1 protein-coding gene is annotated in these 518 nt (G+C 76.6%); it reads right to left on the reverse strand.

The annotated features are described in order from the left end of the window. Nucleotides 1-518 (reverse strand): SWIM zinc finger family protein (locus tag ACVNF4_RS36875; RefSeq protein WP_461807152.1); only part of this gene is annotated, 518 nt, incomplete at both ends.

Here is a 518-nt window from a genome sequence, read left to right on the forward strand (position 1 = left end):
GGGCGGGCAGGGACGGCAGGTCGGCGCGTGCGGCGAAGGCCGGCCCTGCCAGATCACCGGTCCGGGCCGGGGAACCGTCCGGATCCGCGCCTGCCGTTGCCGCGGACACCGCGGCTTCGGCGGAGGCATGGGCGGTGTTGCGGCGGCCGAGCTCGTCCATCAGCTCCCGCTCGCCGCGACCCCGCAGGAGCAGCAGTACGAAGGGGTCGTGGTCCAGGAGCCGGGCGACCTGGTAGCAGAGGGCGGCGGCGTGTTTGCAGGGGTAGCCCCAGTCGGGGCAACTGCACTCGGGGTCGAGGTCCCGGGGGCCGGGCAGCAGCGGGACGCCGGCGGCCTCGGCGTCGTCGGCGAGCCCGGCGGGCATCTCGCCGTCCAGCAGCGCGGCGATGTTGGCGGCCCGCTCGGCGATCATGTCGAGCAGCCTGTCCCACTGCCGGTCCGTCAGCCGCTCGACCTGGACCGTGGCACGGTACGGGGTGCGGCGGCTGCCCTGCACCGGGGCGGCGGCCGAGCCGGGG

It is taken from the genome of Streptomyces sp. S6 (assembly GCF_054880855.1).